Origin of the sequence: Stenotrophomonas maltophilia, from assembly GCF_013464915.1 — a bacterium.
GTDB classification, from domain to species: Bacteria; Pseudomonadota; Gammaproteobacteria; order Xanthomonadales; family Xanthomonadaceae; genus Stenotrophomonas; species Stenotrophomonas maltophilia_AT.
In genome coordinates this window covers 36,099-54,806 of sequence record NZ_RAVT01000040.1, presented here as the reverse complement: position 1 = coordinate 54,806, position 18,708 = coordinate 36,099, and the positions used below count along the sequence as shown (strand labels likewise).

Sequence of the window (18,708 nt, the reverse complement as noted above, 5' to 3'; positions counted from 1 at the left end):
ATGAGCGACATCCAGTGGAGCGACGGCGCTCCCATCTACCGTCAGTTGAAGGAGCGCGTGATCGCCATGATGCTCGACGGAATCCTCAAGCCGGGCGATGCCCTGCCTTCGGTGCGCCAGGTGGCCGCCGATTACCAGCTCAACCCCATCACCGTTTCGCGCGCCTACCAGGAACTGGCCGACGAAGGCCTGGTCGAAAAGCGCCGCGGCCTGGGCATGTTCATGACCGAGCAGGCCGCCACGCAGCTGCGCAGCAGCGAGCGCGAGCGCTTCCTCAATGAAGAATGGCCGGCCGTGCTGGAGCGCATCCAGCGCCTGGGCCTGAGCCTCGACGAATTGCTGCCCCAGGGGAAGATCTGATGAGTACCGTAGCAAGCGAAGCCGTCATCACCGCAAAAGGCCTGCGCAAGGCCTACAAGAACACCGTTGCCCTCGACAATGCCAGCTTCAGCATTCCGAGCGGGCGCATCGTCGGCCTGATCGGCCCCAACGGTGCCGGCAAGACCACGGCATTGAAGGCCCTGCTCGGCCTGACCTCGGTGGAAGGTGAGCTGAGCGTGCTTGGCCGCGATCCACGCCTGCACCGCGACGAGCTGATGAACGACATCTGCTTCATCGCCGATGTCGCCGTGCTGCCGCGGTGGCTGAAGGTGCGCGAGGCGATCGACTTCGTCGCCGGCGTGCATCCGCGCTTCGACCGCGCCCGCTGCGAACGCTTCCTCGCCAATACCAAGCTGCAGCCGAAGCAGCGCGTGCGCGAACTGTCCAAGGGCATGATCGTGCAGCTGCACCTGGCGCTGGTGATGGCCATCGATGCCCGCATCCTGGTACTGGACGAGCCCACCCTGGGCCTGGACATCCTGTACCGCAAGGAGTTCTACCAGCGCCTGCTGGAAGACTACTTCGACGAGCAGAAGACCATCATCGTCACCACCCACCAGGTGGAAGAGATCGAGCACATCCTCAGCGACGTCATGTTCATCCGCGACGGCCGCATCGTGCTCGATGCGGAAATGGACGAGGTCGGCCAGCGCTACACCGAACTGCTGGTCAACGCCGACCAGCTGGAAACCGCACGCGCCCTGAAGCCGATCGACGAGCGCAGCCTGGCGTTCGGCAAGACCGTGATGCTGTTCGACGGCGTACCGCGCGCCCAGCTTTCCACCCTTGGCGAGACCCGCAGCCCGGGCCTGGCCGACCTGTTCGTCGCCGTCATGAAGGGGACCTACGCATGAATGCCGTCAACCACCCCGTCAGCCCCCTCGGCACCCTGCGCTGGCTGCTCAAGCGCGAGTACTGGGAAAACCGCGGCGGTTTCCTGTATGCCCCGCTGATCGCCGGCCTGATCTCGCTGGTGATGAGTACCGTCGGCATCGCCTTCGGCCTGTTCGCACTGAACCGCGCGGCGCGCAACGGTGCGCTGCATGTCGATGGCGAAAGCGTGAACGTCAATGGCCTGGACCTGGCCCTGCTCACCCGCAACATCGACAGCAAGGACCTTGCCGACCTCGGCAACGGCCTCGACCTGACCCTGGTGCTCAGCTCGGCGTGGCCGTTCCTGGTGCTGGCCTTCGTGGTGTTCTTCTATTGCCTGGGCGCCCTGTACGACGACCGCCGCGACCGCAGCATCCTGTTCTGGAAGTCGTTGCCGCTGTCGGACACCCAGACCGTGCTGTCCAAGGTGATCAGCGCACTGATCGTGGCGCCGCTGATCGCGGTGATTGCCGGCATCATCACCATGTTCGGCTTCATGCTGATCATCAGCATCGTCGCCCTGATGCACGGTGGCAGCCCGATGGCCCTGATCTGGGGGCCCGCCAGCCCGTTGACCCTGGCCGCTGGCCACCTGAGCTGGATTCCGGTCTACGCGCTGTGGGCCCTGCCCACTGCAGGCTGGCTGCTGCTGTGCTCGGCCTGGGCCAAGAGCAAGCCGTTCCTGTGGGCGGTGATGCTGCCACTGTTTGCCGGCGTCATCGTCAGCACCACCAAGATCATGCCGCTGTTCGGCCTCACCACCGGCTGGTTCTGGCAGAACATCGTCGGCCGCCTGCTGCTGGGCGGCGTGCCCGGCATGGACCTGCTGTACCGCCTCGGCGCAGGTGAAGGTTCGCGCCGCGACCTGGACTCGGTGGTCAGCCTGATGTCCCCCGCCTCGCAGCTGAAGTCGCTGGCGATGCCGGAACTGTGGATCGGTGCGGCCGTCGGTGCAGTGTTCATCTTCCTCGCCATCCGCCTGCGCAAGCGCGCCGGCGAGATCTGATTCCATCCACCCGGAGGCACCACCCATGCGTTCCCTGCTCGCCTGCTCTGCGTTGTTGCTGTTGCCGCTGTCGGCACTCGCTGCCGATGCCCCGAACTGCAAGTTCACTGCTGCGCGCACGTTGAAGCTGGACGTGGCCGGTGCCAAGGCGGTGGTGATCGAGGTCAACCAGCACGACCTGAAGATCACCGCCAGTGCCGGCGGTGGCCAGCTCGAAGGCCGCGCCTGCGCCTCCAGCCAGGAATGGCTGGACCAGCTGGTGCTGGACCAGCGGAAGGTTGGTGACAAGCTTGTGGTGAGCCTGCGTCGCGAGGGGCGCTCGCCCAGCATCAGCATCGGCAACAGCTACGCCTGGCTGGACATCCACGGCAGCGTGCCGGACAACCTGCCACTGCAGCTCAAGGTCGGCTCCGGCGATGCCAGCGTAGAGAACGCGCAGTCGCTCAGCGTGGATGTCGGCTCCGGTGACGCGGTTGCCCGCGGCACGCGCGGCAGCATCCACGCCGCAGTGGGCTCGGGCGACCTGAACATCGACGGTGGCAGTTCGCTGAACCTGCTGTCGCTGGGTTCGGGCGACGTCAATGCCCGCAACATCGGCGGCGACGCCGTGACCGGCACGGTCGGTTCGGGTGACCTGAAGATCACCGATGTGCGTGGCAACGCACGTCTGGATACGGTCGGTTCGGGCGACATCGAATTCAAGCGCGTGCAGGGCAGCGTCGAAGTCGGCGTGGTCGGCTCCGGTGGTGTCGACCTGACCGATATCGGCGGCAACGTGCATGTGCGCAGCCACGGCTCGGGCGACATCCAGGTGGACGGCGTACGCGGCAGCCTGACCGTCGATCACAGCGGCAGCGGCGATGTCGAACACCGCAACGTCAGCGGCAGGGTCACCCTGCCGCGCAGCAAGTAATCCTCTTCCAGACACGTCCAGGGGAACATCATGAATCTGTTGCGCCTGCTGCCTGCCACCCTGCTGTGCCTGCCGCTGATCGCCTGCGGCGGCACGTCCTCCGCCCCCGACAAGACCGTTGGCAAGAGCGTCGCCGAAGCCACCAGCGGCGTCGGCCAGACCGTCAAGGAAGCCATGGACGATGCCCGCAAGGACATCGCCCAGGGCAACATCAAGATCTCCGCCGACAAGCAGCCGCGTGCGGAGATCACGCCCGACGGCCGCCTGCTGATCGCCGGCAAGGAGGTCGCGGCCAACGACACCCAGCGCCGTCACCTGCAGGAGTACCGCGGCCACGTGGTCGCCATCGCGATGGACGGCATGGACGTCGGCCTGGCCGGTGCCAAGCTCGGCGCCAATGCGGCCGGCGAAGCGCTGAAGGGCATCTTCAGCGGCGACAGTGAAGGTGTGGAGAAGCGCATCAACGCCGAAGCCGCCAAGATCGAGGTCCAGGCCAAGCGCATCTGTGATCGCCTGCCAGCGATGCTGGCCAGCCAGCAGGCACTGGCGCGCGAACTGCCGGCGTTCAAGCCCTACGCGACGATGGACCAGAGCGACGTGGACGACTGCGGCAAGAACAACTCGGTCACGTTCTCCAACTGAGACAAATCGACGCACCCGGCCGGCAGCGGCCTTCCGTTGCCGGTCCGGCTGCGTCGACGGGCTTACAATGGGGGCCCCGGATTCCCCCGAACCGAACGCCATGAAGAAGTTGTTCCTGCTGCTGGCCGCCCTGCTCTGCCTGGGCCTGGTCGGCTGCGACAAGGATTACCGCAACCACCGCGCCGAGCGCGGCAAGCCCAAGATTTCCGTCAGCGAAGGCATGGTGACCGTGCGTCGCCCACCGGCACCGAACATCATCATCCTCGGCGATGGCACGATGAAGGTGGACGAGATCCAGATTCCGCTGGACGACGGTCAGAAGCAGATGCTGCAGACGATGTTCGGCAAGCTGCAGGTGCTGCGCCAGAACACGCTGGTGGCTGCGCCGGCCGACCCGAACATGCAGCCGGTGAAGATCCAGCCGCCGGAGGGCATGGAGGTGATCCCGGCCGACCTGATCCAGCGCATCCCCGAGTTCAAGGATTACACCGACACCTTCGGCAATATCGTCGCCGACCGTCGCTGAAGCAGAAACGCCGCCCAAGGGCGGCGTTTCCTTTTGTAGAGCCGAGCCCATGCTCGGCTACTGGCTGGAACCTGAGCCGAGCATGGGCTCGGCTCTACAGATTGCAGAATCCAGATCAACCGCCGGCGCCACCACCACCAGCCTGGATGCCGCCAGCGGTCAGCGCGGTCGGGTCCAGCAGGCGACGCAGCTCGGCCTCGTCCAGCCCGCTGTCTTCCAGCGCCACATCCAGCACCGGGCGCTGTTCCTTGTAGGCGCGCTTGGCAATCGCCGCCGCCTTCTCGTAGCCGATGATCGGGTTCAGCGCGGTGACCAGGATCGGGTTGCGCGCCAGCGCCTCGGCCACGCGGTCTTCGCGCACCTTCAGGCCGGCGATGGCACTGTCCGCCAGCAGGGTGGACACATTGGCCAGCAGGCCGATGCCATCGAGCAGGTTCACTGCGATCAGCGGCAGGGTGACGTTGAGCTGGAAATTGCCGGTCTGCCCGGCCACGGTGATCGCAGTGTGGTGGCCGATCACCTGCGCACAGGCCATCACCGTCGCTTCCGGAATCACCGGGTTGACCTTGCCCGGCATGATCGAGCTGCCCGGCTGCAGTGCCGGCAGTTCGATCTCGCCCAGCCCGGCCAACGGACCGGCATTCATCCAGCGCAGGTCGTTGGCGATCTTGATCAGGGCCACGGCAAGCGCATTGAGCTGGCCGGACAGTTCCACCGCATCGTCCTGCGCGGCCAGGCCTTCGAACTTGTTCTCGGCGCTGTCGAACTTGAAACCGGTCTGCTGCTTCAGCGCCTTGGCCACCTGTGCACCGAAACGCGGATCGGCGTTGATGCCGGTGCCGATCGCAGTGCCACCCAGCGGCAGCCGACGCACGCGCTTGAGGCTGTCTTCGATGCGCTCCTGCGCCGAGGCCAGCTGTGCCGACCACGCGCCAAATTCCTGCTCGAAGGTCAGCGGCATCGCATCCATCAGGTGGGTGCGGCCGGTCTTGACCACCTTGCGCAGGCTGCGGCCCTTCTTGTCCAGGGTCTTGCGCAGGTGCACCAGCGCCGGCAGCAGCTGTTCGTGCGTGGCCAGCACCGCCGACACCCGCAGCGCAGTCGGGATCACGTCGTTGGAGCTCTGCCCCTGGTTGACGTGGTCGTTGGGGTGCACCACGGTCTTGCCCGCCTTGCCGGCACGGTTGGCCAAGGTGGCGATGACCTCGTTGGCATTCATGTTCGAGGAGGTGCCCGAGCCGGTCTGGTAGACGTCGATCGGGAACTGCGCGTCCCAGGCACCGGCAGCCACTTCGGCGGCGGCGGTCTGGATGGCCTTGGCCACGGTCTTGGGCAGGTGGCCCAGCTCGGCATTGACGCCGGCGGCCGCGCCCTTGACCAGGCCCAGCGCACGGATGAAACCGCGCGGCATGCGCTGGCCCGAGACCGGGAAATTCTGCACGGCACGCTGGGTCTGCGCGCCCCACAGGGCATCGGCAGGCACCTGCAGCTCGCCCATGCTGTCGTGTTCGATCCGGAACCCGGTGGTTCCACCCTTGCTTGCAGCTTTGCTCATTGCATCGACTCCGCACTACTTCAGTTGGGGAAAGGGAAGCGGCGGCTGGCAGGGTGTCGCTTCCCGGGCTGGCGGCTGCGACAACGATACTCCCTTGCCTGCAGCGTGGGATGACGAGCGCGGGCCAGATCGTTCCGCCCGCCGGGCCGATCTGCACGCGCAAGGGGTAGTGCCGGCCGCTGGCCGGCAATCCATGGAATCGTGGGCCGGGCGTGGTTGCCGGCCAGCGGCCGGCACTACCTCACCGGCACGTCGTAGAATATGGCCCCCGCCGCTCGCCCCCGCCCTGCCGACATGTCCGATTCCGCCCTGCTCGCCCTGTCCCCGCTCGATGGCCGCTACGCCGGCAAGGTCGACGCCCTGCGCCCGATCTTCTCCGAATACGGCCTGATCAAGGCCCGCATCGTGGTGGAGGTGGAATGGCTGCTGGCCCTGGCCGCCGAACCGGGCATCGTCGAACTGGCACCGTTCTCCGACGCCGCCGTCGCCCGCCTGCGCGAGCTGGCCGCCCGCTTCAGCCCGGCCCAGGCCGCGCGCGTGAAGGAGATCGAGCGCACCACCAACCATGACGTCAAGGCGGTGGAGTACTTCATCAAGGAACAGCTGAAGGACGACGCCGAACTGGCTCCGGCGCTGGAATTCGTGCATTTCGCCTGCACCAGCGAAGACATCAACAACCTCAGCTACGGCCTGATGCTGGAACAGGCCCGCCGCGAGGTGCTGCTGCCGACCCTGGACGGCATCGCCACCACCCTGCGCACCCTGGCCCATGCCCAGGCCGGCCAGCCGATGCTGTCGCGCACCCACGGCCAGACCGCTTCGCCGACCACCCTGGGCAAGGAGCTGGCCAACGTGGTCGCGCGCCTGGAGCGCCAGCGCAGGCAGATCGCCGCAGTCGAGCTGACCGGCAAGATCAACGGCGCGGTCGGCAACTACAACGCGCACGTGGCCAGCTACCCGGACGTGGACTGGCCGGCCTTCGCCGAGCGCTTCGTCACCGGCCTGGGCCTGGTGTTCAACCCGTACACCACGCAGATCGAGCCGCACGACAACGTCGCCGAGATCGGCGATGCCGCGCGCCGCGCCAACATCATCCTGATCGACCTGGCCCGCGACATCTGGGGCTACATCTCGCTGGGCTACTTCAAGCAGCGCCTGAAGGAAGGCGAAGTCGGCTCGTCGACGATGCCGCACAAGGTCAATCCAATCGATTTCGAGAATGCGGAAGGCAACTTCGGCATCGCCAATGCGCTGTTCGAGCACTTCAGCGCCAAGCTGCCGATCAGCCGCTGGCAGCGTGACCTGACCGATTCCACCGTGCTGCGTGCGCTGGGCACCGCGTTCGGTCACAGCCAGGTGGCGCTGGACTCGCTGGCCAAGGGCCTGGGCAAGCTGGAAGTGAACCCGCAGCGCCTGGACGCCGATCTGGACGCGGCCTGGGAAGTGCTGGCCGAAGCCGTGCAGACGGTGATGCGCCGCCACGGCCTGCCGAACCCGTACGAGCAGCTGAAGGCGCTGACCCGCGGCCAGGGCATCACCGCTGAGTCGATGCGGGCGTTCGTGCAGGGGCTGGAGCTGCCGGCGGATGCGAAGCAGCGCCTGCTGGAGATGACCCCGGGCAGCTATACCGGCCTGGCTGAGTCGCTGGCGAAGAAGATCTAAGGGGTTTCCTTTGCGGCGGCGGCCGCGGGCGCTGCCTGCGGCAGGCTTGTACTGCCACGGCAGCAGCAACAGCAACAGCAACGTCAAAAGCGGCTCTGGATTGCTGCTAGCTGGGCGGGTCGGGATGGGCCAGCGGGACACGCCGTGAACCCATCCATGGGGGCTCGATGGCGCCATCCATGGCGCCAACGGTCCCGCTGGCCCATCCCGCCCCACCTCTGACAGATTTCCGGTGACGGATCGAAGAGCGTTGGGTTGTCGGGACGGAATTTGAGAGGGACGCGGCTTCGCCGCGTCCCTCTTTCGTTTGTCCGATGGGGTCAGATCCCTTTTCCATTGGAAAAGGGATCTGACCCCACGAGCGCAGGAGCACGAGCAAGCGCAGCGCGCGATCCGCTTTTGCCTTGCTTTTCTTCTTCCATTCCGTGGCGGCCCCCGCACGAAACTGTCAGGGGCCGGGCGGGTGGGTCATGCAGGGGCGTTGGCGCCATGGATGGCGCCATCGAGCTTACAGGGACGTACTTGCAGCGTCCCCTGCATGGCCCACCCGCCCGGCCAAGCGCAGCTTTTGCTTGTGAGCCTGACCGCCACGAGGGGCTCCGCCGTTGGCCGGAACCCCCGCGACAAACCACCACACGTGCGCAATCCCGGCGAACGGCGGACAATGGCCCCCTTGGCGGCCCGCCGCGCCGCCCCTCCCGCTTTCCGCTGCAAGGATTCCCCCATGGCCGCCCGCAAGTCCTCCGCTCCGCTCATTGAAGTCACCGCCCGCCCCGGCCAGCCGCTGGGCATGGCGCCGGCCACCTTCCTGCGCGACTTCTGGCAGAAACGCCCGCTGCTGATCCGCAACGCCTTCCCCGATTTCCAGACGCCGGTTCAGCCGGAAGACCTCGCGGGCCTGGCCTGCGAGGAAGGCGTGCTGGCGCGCCTGATCGAGCACGACAAGGCCCAGGACGGCTGGCGCGTGCGTACCGGTCCGTTCCAGGAAGACATCTTCCCCGCCCTGCCCGACCACGACTGGACCCTGCTGGTGCAGGACGTGGACAAGTGGGACAAGGACGTGCGTGCCCTGATCGAACACTTCCGCTTCCTGCCGCGCTGGCGCATGGATGACGTGATGATCAGCTTCGCCGCCACCGGCGGCTCGGTGGGCGCCCATGTCGACCAGTACGACGTGTTCCTGCTGCAGGCCCAAGGCCACCGCCGCTGGCAGATCGACGCCAGCGAATCGATCAAGGGCAAGCAGCCGCCGCTGGGCTTCCGCCCAGACGTGGAGCTGAAGCTGCTGAAGGTGTTCAAGCCCACCCACGACTGGGTGCTGGCGCCGGGCGACATGCTGTACCTGCCGCCGAACGTGCCGCACCACGGCGTCGCCGAAGATCCCTGCCTGACCTTCTCGTTCGGCATGCGCGCGCCGGGCTCGGCCGAGCTGATCAGCGACTACCTGGACACCCTGATCGCCGATGCCGACGAGAACATCCGCTACCAGGATGCCGACCTGAAGGTGCCGGCCGACCCGAACGAAATCGACACCGTGGCGATGGCGCGGGTGATCACCGCCCTCAACGCCATCCGCATGAACGACCCGGACAAGCTGGGCGACTGGTTCGGCCGCTTCATCACCACCTACCGCGCCGCCGGTGAAGTGATGGCGCACCAGGCCGCACCGGCACAGGAAGAGGTCGTCGAGGCACTGGCGTCCGGCCTGCTGCTGCAGCGCCACCCGTGGGCGCGTTTGGCCTGGCGCCGGGCCAAGCGTGGCGCCAGCCTGTATGTCAGCGGCCAGGACTTCGCGCTGCCGGTGAAGGACGCCCAGCGCCTGGCCGGTGCCGAGCAGCTCGACGCCGCCGCCTATCGCGGCCTGTCCGACAAGGGCCGCGCGGTGGTCCAGCAGCTGCTGGTCGGTGGCGTGTTCCAGCTGATCGACCCGAATGAGGTATACGAGGCCGAAGACGAGGAAGACGGCGAGGATGTCGTGGTGCTCGGCGAAGTGGTCGAAGGCCGTGACCGTGTCGATGCGATCGACGCCGACGCGGTGTCCGACGATGTCCACACCGTGACCGTGCACGACGACGGCATCGAGGTCATCGTCAACTTCGAGGATCACGACGAAGACGACAGCGACGACGGTCGCGCCTGAGACCTGCCATGGTCCGGGTCCAGCAGGTCAGCCACGCCGATGCCCACGTCGCCATCCACGACGTGCGTCAGCGGGTGTTCGTGCAGGAACAGGGCATCGCCGCGCAGCTGGAACGCGATGCGCTGGACCCGGTCAGCGCCCATGTGCTGGCGCTGGACAGTGACGACCAGCCGGTCGGCACCGGTCGGCTGGCCCCGGACGGCCGCATCGGCCGCATGGCGGTGCTGGCCAGCCATCGCAGCAACGGGGTCGGCGAGGCCCTGCTGGCGGCGCTGGTGGAGGCCGGGCGCCGGCTCGGCCTGGCCGAACTGCACCTGCATGCACAGCTTCCCGCCCGCGACTTCTACGCCCGCCAGGGCTTCCTGCCCGAGGGCGAGGTGTTCGAGGAGGCCGGCATCGGCCACCAGCAGATGCGTCGCAGGCTGGGCGCGGCCAGCGCCATCGATGGCCGCGAGCAGGCGCTGGCCATCACCACCGCCATCATCCACCGCGCCCGCCGCCAGCTGTGGCTGCACAGCCGACAGCTGGACCCCGGCCTGCTGGACGCGCCGCCGGTGCAAGCCGCGTTGCGCCGCTTCGTCACCGCCCGCCATGACAAGCAGCTGCGGGTGATCGTGCACGACGCGGCGGCGATCGCCTCGGCCGGTGCGCCGCTGCTGGCCTTGGCCCAGCGCCTGCCCAGTGTGATCCAGTTCCGCGAGGTCACCGACCCGGTCGACCGTGCGCTGGCCTCGGCCTGCCTGCTCAACGATGCAGGCGACTTCTACTTTCGTCTGATCGGCCATCGCCTCGACGGCGAGGCCGGCATCGCGCTGCCTGCACGTTCGCAGCCGTTCGAGCAGCAATTGCAGCGCGTCTGGGACCGTTCGCGCGATTGCAGCGAACTGCGTGCGCTCGGCATCTGAGCGGAGCTGGCTGACTCAACCTGTCTGGAAGCGGCACCGGGGGACCCGGGATGCCTGTGGTGGTGCCCCTTCGTGTCCGGATGGGGGTACAATTTGGCTGTTTGAACGCGCCCGCGCAGGGCTATTCATCTTCCTGCCGGGTCCTTCTGAAGCCATACCCCACAAAGCGAATCAACACCCTCCATCGTGGACAATCAACTGAAGCAGTTTGCGCAATCTTCGCAACTCGCCGGCGGCAACGCCTCCTATGTCGAGGACCTGTACGAGCAGTACCTGGTCTCCCCGGACAGTGTCGATCCCAAATGGAAGACCTACTTCGACGGCTTCAAGGGCCGCGAAGCAGGCGACATTCCGCACTCGGCCGTCATCTCCCACATTGCGGACGCGGCCAAGGAAGCGCTGAAGGCCGGCACCGGCAACGGTGCGGGCGACGAGCGTGAGCGCAATGTCGGTCGTCTGATCACCGCCTACCGCTCGCGCGGCCACCTGGACGCCCGCCTGGACCCGCTGGGCCTGGCCGCGCCGGTCAACACCCCGGACCTGGGCCTGCCGTTCCACAGCCTGTCCGATGGCGACCTCAACAGCGAGTTCAGCACCGGCGGCGTCGGTGGCCAGCCGCGCATGAAGCTGCGCGACCTGCTGGCACGCCTGAAGGCGACCTACACCGGCTCGATCGGTGCGGAGTTCATGCACATCTCCGAGGTCGAGCAGCGCCAGTGGATCTACAAGAAGCTGGAACTGGCCGGTGGCAACTACCAGCTGGACGCTGACACCCAGCGCCGCACCCTGGAGCGCCTGACCGCGGCCGAAGGCCTGGAGCGCTACCTGCACACCAAGTACGTTGGCCAGAAGCGCTTCTCGCTGGAAGGCGGCGACTCGCTGATCCCGATGATGGACACCATCATCCGCAGCGCCGGCAAGGATGGCGTCAAGGACGTGGTGATCGGCATGGCCCACCGCGGCCGCCTGAACGTGCTGGTCAACACCCTGGGCAAGAACCCGCGCAAGCTGTTCGACGAATTCGAAGGCAAGTTCGAGCACGACGAGCACGCTTCTGCCGGCGACGTGAAGTACCACATGGGCTTCTCGGCCGACGTGGCTACCGACGGCGGCCCGGTGCACCTGGCGCTGGCCTTCAACCCGTCGCACCTGGAAATCGCCGACCCGGTCGTGGCCGGTTCCGTGCGTTCGCGCCAGGAGCGCCGCAAGGACACCGCCCGCAAGCAGGTCATGCCGATCCTGATCCACGGCGACGCCGCCTTCTCCGGCCAGGGCGTGGTCATGGAGCTGTTCCAGATGTCGCAGGCCCGCGGCTTCGCCGTCGGTGGCACCGTGCACATCGTGGTCAACAACCAGGTCGGCTTCACCACCTCCAACCCGCTGGACACGCGCTCCACGCGCTATGCCACCGACGTGGCGAAGATGATCGCCGCCCCGGTGCTGCACGTGAACGGCGATGATCCGGAAGCGGTGGTGTTCGCCGCGCAGCTGGCCTTCGAGTTCCGCCAGAAGTTCGCCAAGGACGTGGTCATCGACCTGATGTGCTACCGCCGCTGGGGCCACAACGAGGCCGACGAGCCGGCGATCACCCAGCCGCTGATGTACCAGGTGATCCGCAAGCACGCCACCACCCGCGAGATGTACGCCGAGCAGCTGGAAAAGGCAGGCGTGATCGCCGCCGGCGCCGGCAAGGCGATGGTCGATGCCTACCGCGAGAAGCTCGATGCCGGTGAAGTGACCACCGAGCTGGCCAAGGTCGAGAAGACCCCGCCGACCAGCCCGCTGTTCGTCGATTGGCCGAAGCTGCTGGAAGGCAAGCTGTCCGATCCGATCTCGACCAAGGTCGAGAAGAACAAGCTGGTCGAGCTGGCCAAGCTGATCAACACCATTCCCGAAGACGTGCAGCTGCACTCGCGCGTGGCCAAGGTCTACGACGACCGCCGCAAGATGGCCGCCGGCGAGATCCCGGGCGACTGGGGCTTTGCCGAGAACCTGGCCTACGCCACCCTGCTCGACGAAGGCAATGCACTGCGCCTGGTCGGCCAGGACGTGGGCCGCGGTACGTTCACCCACCGCCACGCGATCCTGCACGACCAGAAGACCGACAACTACTACATGCCGCTGCGGCAGCTGGTGGATTCGCCGGAGAAGGCCACCGTCATCGATTCGCTGCTGAGCGAAGAAGCGGTGATGGCCTACGAGTACGGCTTCTCCACCACCGATCCGAACACGCTGTGCATCTGGGAGGGCCAGTTCGGCGACTTCGCCAACGGCGCCCAGGTCGTCATCGACCAGTTCATCGCCGCCGGTGAAGCCAAGTGGGGCCGCATTTCCGGCCTGACCCTGCTGCTGCCGCACGGCTATGAAGGTCAGGGCCCGGAACACAGCTCGGCACGCCTGGAGCGCTTCCTGCAGCTGTGCGCGCTGGAGAACATGCTGGTCGTGGTTCCGTCCACCCCGGCACAGGCCTTCCACATGCTGCGCCGCCAGCAGCACCTGACCACCCGCAAGCCGCTGGTGGTGATGTCGCCGAAGTCGCTGCTGCGCCACAAGCTGGCCGTGTCGACCCTGGACGAACTGGCCAACGGCGAGTTCCAGCACCTGATCGGCGACGCCAACGCGGACGCCAAGAAGGTCAAGCGCGTGGTGCTGTGCTCGGGCAAGGTCTACTACGACCTGCTGGAAGACCAGACCAAGCGTGGCCAGGACGACGTGGCGATCATCCGCGTGGAGCAGCTGTATCCGTTCCCGCGTGCGCTGCTGGCTGCCGAACTGAAGAAGTACGGCAAGGCCACCGACGTGGTGTGGACGCAGGAAGAACCGCAGAACCAGGGTGCGTGGTACCAGATCCGCCACCACCTGCAGTTCTGCCTGGCCGATGGCCAGAACCTGCACTACGCCGGTCGCGCACGTTCGGCTTCGCCGGCTGCCGGTCACATGGCTGACCACGTCCGCGAACAGCAGCAGCTGGTCGCCGATGCACTGGTCAACCCGTTCAACGACACGTTCGCTGAATAATCCTCCCCCTATTTAGAAGACAAACCAGGAAGCTCCCGCAATGGCCACCGAAGTCAAAGCCCCGGTACTGCCCGAATCCGTCGCCGACGGCACCATCGCCACCTGGCACAAGAAGGTGGGCGACGCCGTCAAGCGCGACGAAAACCTGCTTGACCTGGAAACCGACAAGGTCGTCCTGGAAGTGCCGTCGCCGGTCGACGGCGTGCTGAAGGAAATCAAGTTCGCCGAAGGCTCGACCGTGACCTCCAGCCAGGTCGTGGCGATCATCGAAGAAGGCGCCGTCGCTGCTGCCCCGGCTCCGGCTGCTGAAGCCGCTCCGGCGGCCGCCGCTGCCCCGGCCGCCGCTGCTCCGGCGGCTGCCGCCGCGCCGGCACCGGCTGCCAAGTCGGCCGCCGATGCACTGCCGCCGGGCGCCCGCTTCACCGCCATCACCGAAGGCGTGAACCCGGCCGACGTCGACGGCACCGGCCGTCGCGGCGCGGTCACCAAGGAAGACATCGTCAACTTCGCCCGCAACGGCGGCGCCGGCAAAGCCGGTGGCGCACGTCCGGAAGAGCGCGTGCCGATGACCCGCATCCGCAAGCGCATCGCCGAGCGCCTGATGGAGTCGAAGAACTCCACCGCGATGCTGACCACCTTCAACGAAGTCGACCTGTCCAAGGTCTCGGCGGCGCGCAAGGAACTGCAGGACGAGTTCGTCAAGGCCCACGGCATCAAGCTGGGCTTCATGAGCTTCTTCGTGAAGGCCGCTGCCAACGCGCTGCAGCGCTTCCCGCTGGTCAACGCCTCGATCGACGGCGACGACATCATCTACCACGGCTACTCGGACATCTCGATCGCCGTGTCCACCGAAAAGGGCCTGGTCACCCCGGTGCTGCGCAACGTCGAGCGCATGTCGTTCGCCGATATCGAAAAGACCATCGCCGACTACGCCAAGAAGGCCCGTGACGGCAAGCTGGGCCTGGATGAACTGCAGGGCGGCACCTTCACCGTGACCAACGGCGGCACCTTCGGTTCGCTGCTGTCGACCCCGATCATCAACCCGCCGCAGAGCGCCATCCTGGGCATGCACGCCATCAAGGAGCGTCCGATCGCCCAGAACGGCCAGGTCGTGATCGCGCCGATGATGTACCTGGCCCTGTCCTACGACCATCGCATCATCGACGGCAAGGATTCGGTGCAGTTCCTGGTGGACATCAAGAACCAGCTGGAAAACCCGGGCCGCATGCTGTTCGGCCTGTAAGACACCTCCCGCCCCTCCGCGCCTGCGCGGAGGGGTTCTGGTAATGCATCAAGGAATAATTCAATGGCTGAACAATTCGACGTCGTCGTCATCGGTGCCGGCCCGGCCGGTTACCACGCTGCCATCCGCGCGGCCCAGCTGGGCCTGAAGACCGCCTGCATCGACGCAGCGCTGGGCAAGGACGGCAAGCCGGCCCTCGGCGGCACCTGCCTGCGCGTGGGCTGCATCCCGTCCAAGGCGCTGCTGGATTCCTCGCGCCAGTTCTGGAACATGGGCCACATCTTTGGCGACCACGGCATCAGCTTCAAGGATGCCAAGATCGACGTCGAGGCGATGGTTGGCCGCAAGGACAAGATCGTCAAGCAGTTCACCGGCGGCATCGGCATGCTGTTCAAGGCCAACAAGGTCGCCGCTTACTACGGTTTCGGCGAACTGCAGCCGGGCAACGTGGTCAAGGTCACCCAGCATGACGGTTCCATCGTCGAGCTGAAGGGCACCAACGTCATCATCGCGGCCGGTTCGGATTCGATCGAACTGCCGTTCGCCAAGTTCGACGGCGAGACCATCGTCGACAACGTCGGCGGCCTGGACTTCACCGAAGTGCCGAACCGCCTGGCCGTGATCGGCGCCGGCGTGATCGGCCTGGAACTGGGCAGCGTGTGGAAGCGCCTGGGCGCTGAAGTCACCATCCTGGAAGCACTGCCGGAGTTCCTGGCCGTGGCCGACGCCGAAGTGGCCAAGACCGCTGCCAAGGAATTCAAGAAGCAGGGCCTGGACATCCGCCTCGGTGCCAAGGTCTCCAAGACCGAAATCACCGGCAAGGGCAAGAAGAAGGAAGTCGTTGTCACCTACACCGACAGCGAAGGCGAAAAGACCCTGACCGTGGACAAGCTGCTGGTGGCCGTCGGCCGTCGCGCCGCCACCAAGGGCCTGCTGGCCGAAGGCACCGGCGTCAAGATCAACGACCGCGGCCAGATCGAAGTCGACGCGCATTGCCACACCGGCGTCAACGGCGTGTGGGCCGTCGGCGACTGCGTGCGCGGCCCGATGCTGGCGCACAAGGGCTTCGAGGAAGGCATCGCGGTGGCCGAACTGATCGCCGGCCTGCCGGGCCACGTCAACTTCGACACCATCCCGTGGGTCATCTACACCGAGCCGGAACTGGCCTGGGTCGGCAAGACCGAAGCCCAGCTGAAGGCCGAAGGCATTCCGTACAAGGCCGGCAGCTTCCCGTTCGCCGCCAACGGCCGTGCCGTGGCGATGATCGAGCCGGCAGGCTTCGTGAAGATCCTGGCCCATGCCGAAACCGATCGCATCCTCGGCATGCACCTGGTCGGCGCCAACGTCTCCGAGCTGGTGCACGAAGGCGTGCTGACCATGGAGTTCAGCGGCTCGGCCGATGACCTGGCCCGCATCTGCCACGCCCACCCGTCGCTGTCGGAAGTGATCCACGACGCGGCGATGGCGGTCAGCAAGCGCGCCATCCACAAGGCGAACTGATCGTTCGCGGGTAGTGCCGGCCGCWGGCCGGCATGACTGGATACAAAAAACCCCGCCTCGGCGGGGTTTTTTGTTGCCCGCAACCCTGCCGGGCAGCTTGACGTCCCCACGCTCCGGCTCCCCCCCGGTAGCGGGTTCACGCTGATCCTGACGCACTGCCTGCAGCGGCCATGCCCAGCACCTGCATGAAGACCTGCGTTGGACGCGATGCGCGTCCTGCCTGCGAACAGACCAGGCCAAACATGCGGCGGATGCCCGGCTGCACCGGCAGCACCCGCAGGCCGTGGAGATCGTCCGGCAACGTCGATTCCGGCACCAGTGAGACGCCCAGGCCCTCGCGGGCCAGCACGCACGCGCTGGCCCAGTCGCGCACGGTCACCCGTATGTCGCTCAGCTGGAGACCGGCGTCCGCCATCAGGCGTTGACCGTTCACCGCACAGCCCCCTGTTGCGAGGATGAAGGGCTCGGCCGCCAGCTCGCTCAAGGCCACCCCGCTTTCCGTGGCGCGCCGCGCCAGCGGATGCGCCTGCGCAAACACCGCCATCCATCCATCGCTGCCCAGCATCAGCGGGTGGCGATCGGCAGCGGGATTCATCACCACCCCGGCATCGACCGTGCCCGACTCGAGCCAGCACTCCACTTCCTCGTCCGTCCCCTCCACCACCACCACCTCGATGCCCGGGTGACGGCGCTGGAAGTCACGCAACAGCGCCGGCAGCACGCTGGAAACGAGCGACGGAAATGTCGCAAGTCGGATGCGTGCACCGCTGAGTCCCTGGCTGTCATCGGCCAGCGCGCGGATCGCCTGCAGGCTGCCCAGCATGGTGCGTGCGTGTTCAATCACCTGCTGCCCGAGCACGGTGATCTCCACCTGCCGCCGCTCGCGCACGAACACCGCAAAACCCAGTGAGGACTCCAGCTGGGCAAGCGCCTGGCTGGCACCGGACTGGCTGATGCCAACGCGATCAGCGCCACGCGAGATGGTTCCCTCGTCGGCCACGGCAACCAGCAGGCGCCAATGGGCAAGATTCATCATGGCAGGCAGTAGCTCGTCTTATGGCAAGAAAATCGAAGATTGATTTTACCGGATGCGGCTCACCCAGCAGACTGCCTCACATCGGCTGGCCCAGCCGTTCTCCGCCCCATCGAGACTTCCCATGAAGCTGTACTACGCGCCCTACACCTGCTCGCTGTCGCCCCATATCGTGCTGCGTGAACTTGGCCTGCCCTTCGAGCTGGTCAAGGTCGACAACACCAGCAAACAGACCGCCGATGGCCGCGATTTCCGCACCATCAACCGCAAAGGCTATGTCGCGGCGCTGGAGCTGGATGACGGGCAGGTGCTGACCGAAGGCCCGGCCATCGTCCAGTACCTGGCCGACCTGAAACCCGGATGCGCGCTGGCCCCACCGGCCGGCAGCTGGGAGCGGGTACGACTGCAGGAGTGGTTGAACTTCGTCACCAGCGAGATCCACGCCGGCTCGGCGCCGCTGTTCAACGCCGAACTTCCGGAAACGGCCAAGGCCTTCTTCCGGCAGAAGCTGTTCAAGCGTTTCGACCTGCTGCAGGACACCCTGGCAACACAGCACTTCCTGATGGGGCCGGACTTCAGCGTCGCCGATGCCTATCTTTTCACGGTGCTTGGCTGGTGCCGCTTCTTCTCCATCGATCTGGCGACGTGGCCGGCCCTGCCTGCGTACATCCGCAGGGTCAATGCGCGACCGGCCGTGCAGGCGGCGCTGCGCGCAGAGGCAGCATGATGTGCAGCCGAGCGTAGGCTCGGCGCTACACCTTTCCAGCCTGCTTCTTGGGTGGATCGTCGCAGACCTTGTGCTGCACGACCGTCTCGCCGACCTTCCATTCCTTCGTGACCCGGCAGCGCTCCTTGGCTTTCGGCACAGAGACCGCTGCAGCATTCGCCTCGTCAGCCGCAGCAGTCTGCTGGCGCTCCAGCCAAGCTGACGGCGGCGCCGGAGGTGCGGCCAGCACCGGCCCCGCAAGCAGGACCAGACCCGCCAGCAACACCACCCTCATGCCGCCACCGCCCTGCCGCCCAGCAGGCGCGCCGGCAGCATGAACAGCGCGCGCAGGAAGGCGAACAGGGCCGAGAAGGTGATGCCGACCAGGCGGAACGGCAGGCTCAGCAGCCAGACGAACGGCCACGCGATCAGGGCGAGGATCGCCAGCGGCCAGCACAGCACGAACAGCAGGCACCACACACCGAGCGCGAACAGGGTCTTCATCACAGTCTCCTTGGGGCGGCACCCTGCCGCCTGCGACCACCTTGGCGCCCTGCCCCGGCGGCCGCAAACGGTTTGCGACGAAACCGGGCTGGGGACCGATG

Annotated in this window: 17 protein-coding genes; 13 read left to right on the top strand and 4 right to left on the bottom strand. The window is 66.6% G+C overall.

Annotated features, from left to right (window positions below):
• From D7T59_RS14150 to D7T59_RS14125, 6 genes are all read left to right on the top strand, one after another.
• Positions 1–360 (top strand): GntR family transcriptional regulator, encoded by a 360-nt coding sequence (locus tag D7T59_RS14150; protein WP_079222416.1) that lies wholly within the window; start codon positions 1–3, stop codon positions 358–360.
• The gene (locus tag D7T59_RS14145; RefSeq protein ID WP_180851722.1) at positions 360–1,235 is read left to right on the top strand and encodes an ABC transporter ATP-binding protein; all 876 of its coding nucleotides are present in this window, start codon (positions 360–362) and stop codon (positions 1,233–1,235) included. The genes D7T59_RS14150 and D7T59_RS14145 overlap by 1 nt, the downstream gene beginning before the upstream one ends.
• On the top strand, positions 1,232–2,260 hold the full coding sequence (locus D7T59_RS14140; protein ID WP_180851723.1) for an ABC-2 transporter permease: 1,029 nt from the start codon (positions 1,232–1,234) through the stop codon (positions 2,258–2,260). Before D7T59_RS14145 ends, D7T59_RS14140 begins: the two co-directional genes overlap by 4 nt.
• A gap of 25 nt (positions 2,261–2,285) precedes the next feature.
• Positions 2,286–3,173 (top strand): DUF4097 family beta strand repeat-containing protein, encoded by an 888-nt coding sequence (locus tag D7T59_RS14135; protein ID WP_180851724.1) that lies wholly within the window; start codon positions 2,286–2,288, stop codon positions 3,171–3,173.
• A 30-nt stretch (positions 3,174–3,203) separates the two neighbouring features.
• Positions 3,204–3,815, top strand: a complete 612-nt coding sequence (locus tag D7T59_RS14130) for a DUF2884 family protein (protein ID WP_106550270.1) — start codon at positions 3,204–3,206, stop codon at positions 3,813–3,815.
• 100 nt (positions 3,816–3,915) lie between these two features.
• Positions 3,916–4,341 carry a hypothetical protein gene (locus tag D7T59_RS14125; RefSeq protein WP_033833950.1) on the top strand — a complete coding sequence of 142 codons (426 nt, stop codon included), beginning with the start codon at positions 3,916–3,918 and terminating at the stop codon, positions 4,339–4,341.
• Between the two features lie 115 nt (positions 4,342–4,456).
• Here the strand turns inward: D7T59_RS14125 and D7T59_RS14120 are convergent, their stop codons facing one another.
• Positions 4,457–5,896, bottom strand: coding sequence for a class II fumarate hydratase (locus D7T59_RS14120; RefSeq protein WP_180851725.1), 1,440 nt, complete (start codon positions 5,894–5,896; stop codon positions 4,457–4,459).
• Between the two features lie 294 nt (positions 5,897–6,190).
• Between D7T59_RS14120 and purB the strand changes: the two genes are divergently transcribed.
• The 6 genes from purB (at position 6,191) to lpdA (ending at position 16,364) form a co-directional block, all read left to right on the top strand.
• Positions 6,191–7,558: an adenylosuccinate lyase gene (gene purB, locus D7T59_RS14115; RefSeq protein ID WP_180851726.1), complete on the top strand. Its 1,368-nt coding sequence runs from the start codon at positions 6,191–6,193 to the stop codon at positions 7,556–7,558.
• A gap of 724 nt (positions 7,559–8,282) precedes the next feature.
• Positions 8,283–9,698 carry a ribosomal protein uL16 3-hydroxylase gene (locus D7T59_RS14110; protein ID WP_180851727.1) on the top strand — a complete coding sequence of 472 codons (1,416 nt, stop codon included), beginning with the start codon at positions 8,283–8,285 and terminating at the stop codon, positions 9,696–9,698.
• Between the two features lie 8 nt (positions 9,699–9,706).
• Complete coding sequence (locus D7T59_RS14105) at positions 9,707–10,603, top strand: GNAT family N-acetyltransferase (RefSeq protein ID WP_180851728.1); 897 nt, start codon at positions 9,707–9,709, stop codon at positions 10,601–10,603.
• 186 nt (positions 10,604–10,789) lie between these two features.
• Positions 10,790–13,621, top strand: coding sequence for a 2-oxoglutarate dehydrogenase E1 component (locus tag D7T59_RS14100; RefSeq protein WP_164136001.1), 2,832 nt, complete (start codon positions 10,790–10,792; stop codon positions 13,619–13,621).
• 40 nt (positions 13,622–13,661) lie between these two features.
• On the top strand, positions 13,662–14,864 hold the full coding sequence (gene sucB / locus D7T59_RS14095; RefSeq protein WP_005410272.1) for a dihydrolipoyllysine-residue succinyltransferase: 1,203 nt from the start codon (positions 13,662–13,664) through the stop codon (positions 14,862–14,864).
• Positions 14,865–14,927: 63 nt separating this feature from the next.
• On the top strand, positions 14,928–16,364 hold the full coding sequence (lpdA, locus tag D7T59_RS14090) for a dihydrolipoyl dehydrogenase (protein ID WP_108762410.1): 1,437 nt from the start codon (positions 14,928–14,930) through the stop codon (positions 16,362–16,364).
• A 136-nt stretch (positions 16,365–16,500) separates the two neighbouring features.
• On the opposite strand, the gene D7T59_RS14085 is transcribed toward lpdA, so the two are convergent.
• Positions 16,501–17,397: a LysR family transcriptional regulator gene (locus D7T59_RS14085; protein WP_258016832.1), complete on the bottom strand. Its 897-nt coding sequence runs from the start codon at positions 17,395–17,397 to the stop codon at positions 16,501–16,503.
• Between the two features lie 124 nt (positions 17,398–17,521).
• Here D7T59_RS14085 and gstA point away from each other — a divergent pair, with 124 nt between their 5' ends.
• Complete coding sequence (gene gstA / locus D7T59_RS14080; RefSeq protein WP_180851736.1) at positions 17,522–18,124, top strand: glutathione transferase GstA; 603 nt, start codon at positions 17,522–17,524, stop codon at positions 18,122–18,124.
• A gap of 25 nt (positions 18,125–18,149) precedes the next feature.
• Here gstA and D7T59_RS14075 read toward each other — a convergent pair whose 3' ends face one another.
• Both D7T59_RS14075 and D7T59_RS14070 read right to left on the bottom strand, forming a co-directional pair.
• Positions 18,150–18,398: a hypothetical protein gene (locus D7T59_RS14075; RefSeq protein WP_180851738.1), complete on the bottom strand. Its 249-nt coding sequence runs from the start codon at positions 18,396–18,398 to the stop codon at positions 18,150–18,152.
• The gene (locus D7T59_RS14070; RefSeq protein ID WP_010486834.1) at positions 18,395–18,607 is read right to left on the bottom strand and encodes a hypothetical protein; all 213 of its coding nucleotides are present in this window, start codon (positions 18,605–18,607) and stop codon (positions 18,395–18,397) included. Before D7T59_RS14070 ends, D7T59_RS14075 begins: the two co-directional genes overlap by 4 nt.
• Positions 18,608–18,708 lie beyond the last annotated feature (101 nt).